6 protein-coding genes are annotated in these 4,598 nt (G+C 63.5%); 5 read left to right on the top strand and 1 reads right to left on the bottom strand.

The features are described from left to right. The 4 genes from DYI24_RS21695 to DYI24_RS21680 form a co-directional block, all read left to right on the top strand. A partial coding sequence (locus tag DYI24_RS21695; protein ID WP_164573804.1) for a putative bifunctional diguanylate cyclase/phosphodiesterase occupies nt 1–1,286 on the top strand: 1,286 nt, incomplete at its 5' end. A 189-nt stretch (nt 1,287–1,475) separates the two neighbouring features. Continuing rightward, a complete protein-coding gene (locus tag DYI24_RS21690; RefSeq protein ID WP_164573803.1) occupies nt 1,476–1,910 on the top strand; it encodes a hypothetical protein in 435 nt (144 codons plus the stop codon). Nucleotides 1,911–1,918: 8 nt separating this feature from the next. Then, nucleotides 1,919–2,263: a c-type cytochrome gene (locus tag DYI24_RS21685; RefSeq protein ID WP_164573805.1), complete on the top strand. Its 345-nt coding sequence runs from the start codon at nt 1,919–1,921 to the stop codon at nt 2,261–2,263. An 80-nt stretch (nt 2,264–2,343) separates the two neighbouring features. Further along, complete coding sequence (locus DYI24_RS21680; RefSeq protein ID WP_164573802.1) at nt 2,344–3,609, top strand: acyl-CoA dehydrogenase family protein; 1,266 nt, start codon at nt 2,344–2,346, stop codon at nt 3,607–3,609. On the opposite strand, the gene DYI24_RS21675 is transcribed toward DYI24_RS21680, so the two are convergent. Beyond that, on the bottom strand, nt 3,610–3,804 hold the full coding sequence (locus tag DYI24_RS21675) for a hypothetical protein (protein ID WP_011156346.1): 195 nt from the start codon (nt 3,802–3,804) through the stop codon (nt 3,610–3,612). It abuts the gene before it with no gap. 434 nt (nt 3,805–4,238) lie between these two features. Here DYI24_RS21675 and DYI24_RS21670 point away from each other — a divergent pair. Further along, the coding region (locus tag DYI24_RS21670) for a hypothetical protein (protein WP_164573801.1) at nt 4,239–4,598 on the top strand (360 nt) is incomplete at its 3' end.

Genomic DNA, 4,598 nt, shown 5'->3' with positions numbered 1-4,598 from the left:
ATCACCGTCAGCACCATTTCGCGCTGGCGTTTCTCGATGTCGACAATTTCAAGCATATCAACGATTACTACGGCCATGCGGTCGGCGACGCGCTGCTGGTCGGGATCGCCAAGCGGCTGTCGCTGGAGCTGCGCGACACCGACGTGTTGTCGCGGATCAGCGGCGACGAATTCCTGCTGCTGCTCGATCCGATCACCAGCGAGGCCGAAGTCGCTAGTCACATCGAATTCCTGCTGCAGCGGCTGAAGGCGCCGTTCTATATCGACGGCACCGAAGTGTTCGCGTCGGCCTCGATCGGCATCAGCCTGTATCCCGAGCACGGCCGCAACTACGAGGCGCTGCGGCAGAACGCAGACATCGCGATGTACCGGGTCAAGAGCGACGCCAAGGGCGCCTCTGCGATCTTCAACATCGCGATGGAGCGCGAAGCGCTGGAGCGGATGGCGGTGGAGCAATCGCTGCGCCAGGCCATTCTCGACAGGCGTTTCTGCTGTGCTTTCCAGCCCAAAGTCGATATCCGCACCAGCGAGATCAAAGGCATCGAAGCGCTGGTGCGGCTGCGCGACGATAACGGCGTGATTCAGGCGCCGGGCACCTTCGTCGATCTCGCAGTCGAACTCGGCTTGATCGACGAGCTGACCCATCTGGTGCTCGCCGAGATCATGAAATCGATCGATCTGATCAATGCCACCTTCGGCGAGCACGCCAGCATCAGCGTCAACGTCGCCGCCAAGCAAGCCGGCTCGCCGGACTTCATGCGCTCGTTCTGCGAGGCCCTGGCCGCAACCGAATGCCCGAAGCGATTCATGGTGGAAATCACCGAGGACGCATTCGTCGCCAAGGCGCACTTCCAGAAAGAGATCCTGCCGATGCTGCGAGAGATCGGCGTCGGCATTTCGATCGACGATTTCGGCATCGGCTATTCGTCGCTGTCGGCGCTTGCGGACATCACCGCCGACGAGATCAAGATCGACCGCTCCTTCATCACGGACATTCACAAGCGTCCGCGCAGCCAGGGCATCCTGCGTGCGATCGAGTCGCTCAGCGACGCGCTCGGCATGACGGTGATCGCCGAAGGGATCGAAACTTTCGAAGAACTCGCATACCTGCAGGCGATGACGCGGATCCGCTACGCGCAAGGCTATTACTACTCCAAGCCGGTCTTCCTGGAAGAGTTGCGGCCGCCGACCGTTCCGGTGTTTACCAACGGCCGTCCCGGCGCGCCCGGCCGCCATCTCGAACAGGCGCGTCAGCCGCTGACCCGCACCAGCTACGCGCGGGGCTGAACCGCACGATCAGCACTGCGCTACGCGGCGATAGAACCGCATTCCGCACAGCGAACAAACGCCTGATTTTGCTGGCTTGTCGGCCGTTACCTCCGGTGATGTCCGGGGTCTTTTGCTTGATCTATCGCAATGTGATTGGGGGGACGTTCGGCGATTGTACCGTCACCGTCAGACCTCTTGGAGGGCGAAATGCCTGCCCATAGCCGCCCCTATCCGCTCGTCGACCGGCTGATCGAAACCTTCGCCGACTGGCTGAAGCATCGCCGTGAAGTCGTCGAGATGTGCCAATTCGACTCTGCGGAATTCGGCCGTATCGCGCACGACCTCGGCGTCACTGCGTCGGATCTCGACGAGTTGGTCCGCCAGGGTCCGCACAAGGTTGAAGAACTGCCGCAGCTGCTCAAGGTTCTCGGAATCGACGAGGCCGCGATCGCCCGTGCTCAGCCGCTGGTGATGCGCGATCTCGAGCGCGTCTGCGCGCTGTGCCGTCACAAGGCGGAATGCGATCACGACATCGCCGACGGTTCGCTCGCCGAGCACTACCAAGCGTACTGCGCCAACAAGGTGACGCTCGACGCGCTGGACAAGGACTTCCACGTCGCGCCCGGCACGGTCCGTCACTAATCGTGACGATGTCGCAGGGTTGGTTCCGACTCCCGGCCACTGGATTTCTCATCATCGCGGTGCTGCTGACGGTTCGGCTGCACCGCGCGGATGCCGCCGCCCCGCAGGACGGCGTCTCCACCGGTCATAAGCTCGCCGCGCAGTGGTGTGCGGAGTGCCACGCCATCGAGCCGGACGATGCCCGCGACGGCAAAGGACCGGGGTTCTCCCGAATCGCCAATTTGCCCTCGACCACCGCGCTGTCGCTGGACGTGTTCCTGCGCTCCAACCACACCAACATGCCGAACTTCATCATTGCGCCCGGCGATGCCGCCGAGATCGTGCAATACATCCTCAGCCTGAAGCGCAATTGATGCGGTCGCAGCGACGCCGCGCGCCGGCGCCACCGACCTCGGCGGACCGCTCCGCCGCCCTTCCCGCCTGAGAGCCGCGTATGGATTTCGACCACAGCGACAAGGTGCAACGGCTGCGCGCGCAGCTTTCCGACTTCATGCGTTTCCACGTCGAGCCGGCCAACGTCGCCTGGCATCGTGAAGCGGCCGCGGGGCACTATCCGCTGGGGCTGATCGAACGACTGAAGTCGCGGGCGTTCTCCGAGGATCTGTGGAATCTGTTTCTGCCGGGCCTGCGAGATGAGGATCCCGGCCAGCGTCTCAGCAATGTCGAATATGCGCCGCTGGCCGAGATCATGGGCCGGGTGCATTGGGCGTCGGAAGTGTTCAACTGCAACGCGCCCGACACCGGCAACATGGAGCTGCTGCATCTGGCAGCGACGCCGGAGCAGCGCGCCGAGTGGCTCGATCCGCTGCTGATCGGTGAGATCCGCTCCTGCTTCGCGATGAGCGAGCCGGATGCCGCCTCGTCGGACGCGCGTAACATTCGCACCACCATCACCCGTGACGGCGACGACTACGTCATCAACGGCCGCAAATGGTTCATTACCGGGGCCGCGCATCCGAACTGCAAACTGGCGATCGTGATGGGCGTCACCGGCGATCACCTGCCGGCGACCTCGACCGAGCGGCACTCGATGCTGCTGGTGCCGATGAACACGCCGGGCCTGTCGATCGTCCGCAACATCCCGGTGATGCACTATCACTCGCCGGAAGGACATTGCGAGTTGGTGTTTCGAAACGTCCGGGTACCAGCCGCCAATCTGCTCGGCGAGGAAGGCAAAGGCTTCCGCTTAGCGCAGGACCGGCTCGGGCCCGGCCGGGTGCATCATTGCATGCGCACCATCGGCCAATGCGAAGTCGCGCTCGAACTGATGGCGGAGCGCGCGCTCGAACGCGAGGCGTTCGGCAAGCACCTCGCCGACTTCGCGAATATTCAAGACTGGATCGCCGAATCGCGGCTGGAGATCGATCAGGCGCGGCTCTTGGTGATGCACGCGGCGCACCGCATGGACCGCGCCGGCAATGCGGCAGCGCGGGTCGACGTCTCGGCGATCAAACTAGTGGCGGCGCGGCTGCAAACCCGGATCGTCGATCGCGCCATGCAGGTGTTCGGGGCGATGGGCCTGACGCCGGATACGCCGCTGTCTTACTTATGGACCTGGGGCCGCGCGATGCGGTTTCTCGACGGGCCGGATGAGGTGCATCTGCGCGTGGTGGCTCGCGCCGAGCTGGCGAGGGCGAAAGCGCAGGCGGGCCAAAATGCCCACCACTTCGTTCCGCCGTCGCAATTGCTGCCCGAGTGATCAGCGCCGGGCCGGCTGCGCCATCACGGTGACGATCCAGCGCGGGGTCTCGCCGGTCTTGTCTTCCTTGACGGCACGGACGATGCCGGTGACCGAGGAGCCGCCGACCTTCAGCGTCGCGGCGCGGCCGCTGAACTGCGCGATCCGCGATCGGCGCGCTTCTTTCAAATCCGTGGTTTCGAGCGTCTGCAGCATGGGTATTCTCCCCTCAGGCTCGACTATTCGCAGTCGTCGTTACGCAGTGATTAAGCTGATCGCTGGTAAGAATACCGGTCAGCACCCGACAAAAGGCGAATACCCCGCAGTGGGAGCTTTGCAGCGCATCGGTCAGGATGCCGCACCCGGCCACCTATTCGTTCGACCAGAACGTCCGCCAACCACTTTCATCCAATGATCACTGTCAGCAATTCGCCTGACTGGCAGCGTTTTCGCATTTGCCTTATTCAAAAAGAGCTGGGAATCGGCACGCGTCGATGTTCCGCAGGCGGTGATCGTGAGCGCAGTCGAGGATGACGACCTCCGCAACAGCGAGCGCGTGCCTGGCTTGTCATTCCACCTCACCCGCGACGACCGCGCGTGAGCGAACCTGAAAGGGCACCCGCGAGCGCCGGGTGACGAAAGGTAAATCAATGCAATATTGGATCGGTGCTTTTGCAGTCGCCCTGGTGGTCGTGATTGGCTACGCGGGCGGCCCTCTCGCCGCTGTCATCACCATCATCGCCTTCCTGGTCGCGCTGTTCCTGCTGTGGGCGCGCGAACTCGGCTTCAAGGGCGCTTGGGAGAAGTTCGGCCTGCAGACTCTCGAGCTCCCGCTGAAGGTCGACAACTGGGATCGCTTCAAGCTGATCTTCGCCGACGAGAACAAGCTGGTGAAGGCCTGCGCCACGGCAGTCGCGCTGATCGCCCTGGCGATGATCCTGCCGCGCAATCTGGCGGCGCTGGTGTATCTCGCCGCCGCCGCGTGGGGCGTGTTCGAAGTCTACCGTGCC

The organism is Rhodopseudomonas sp. BR0C11, from assembly GCF_010820945.1.
GTDB classification, from domain to species: Bacteria; Pseudomonadota; Alphaproteobacteria; order Rhizobiales; family Xanthobacteraceae; genus Rhodopseudomonas; species Rhodopseudomonas palustris_H.
Note: the sequence above shows the minus strand (reverse complement) of the source record. Positions and strands in the feature narration are given on the sequence as shown.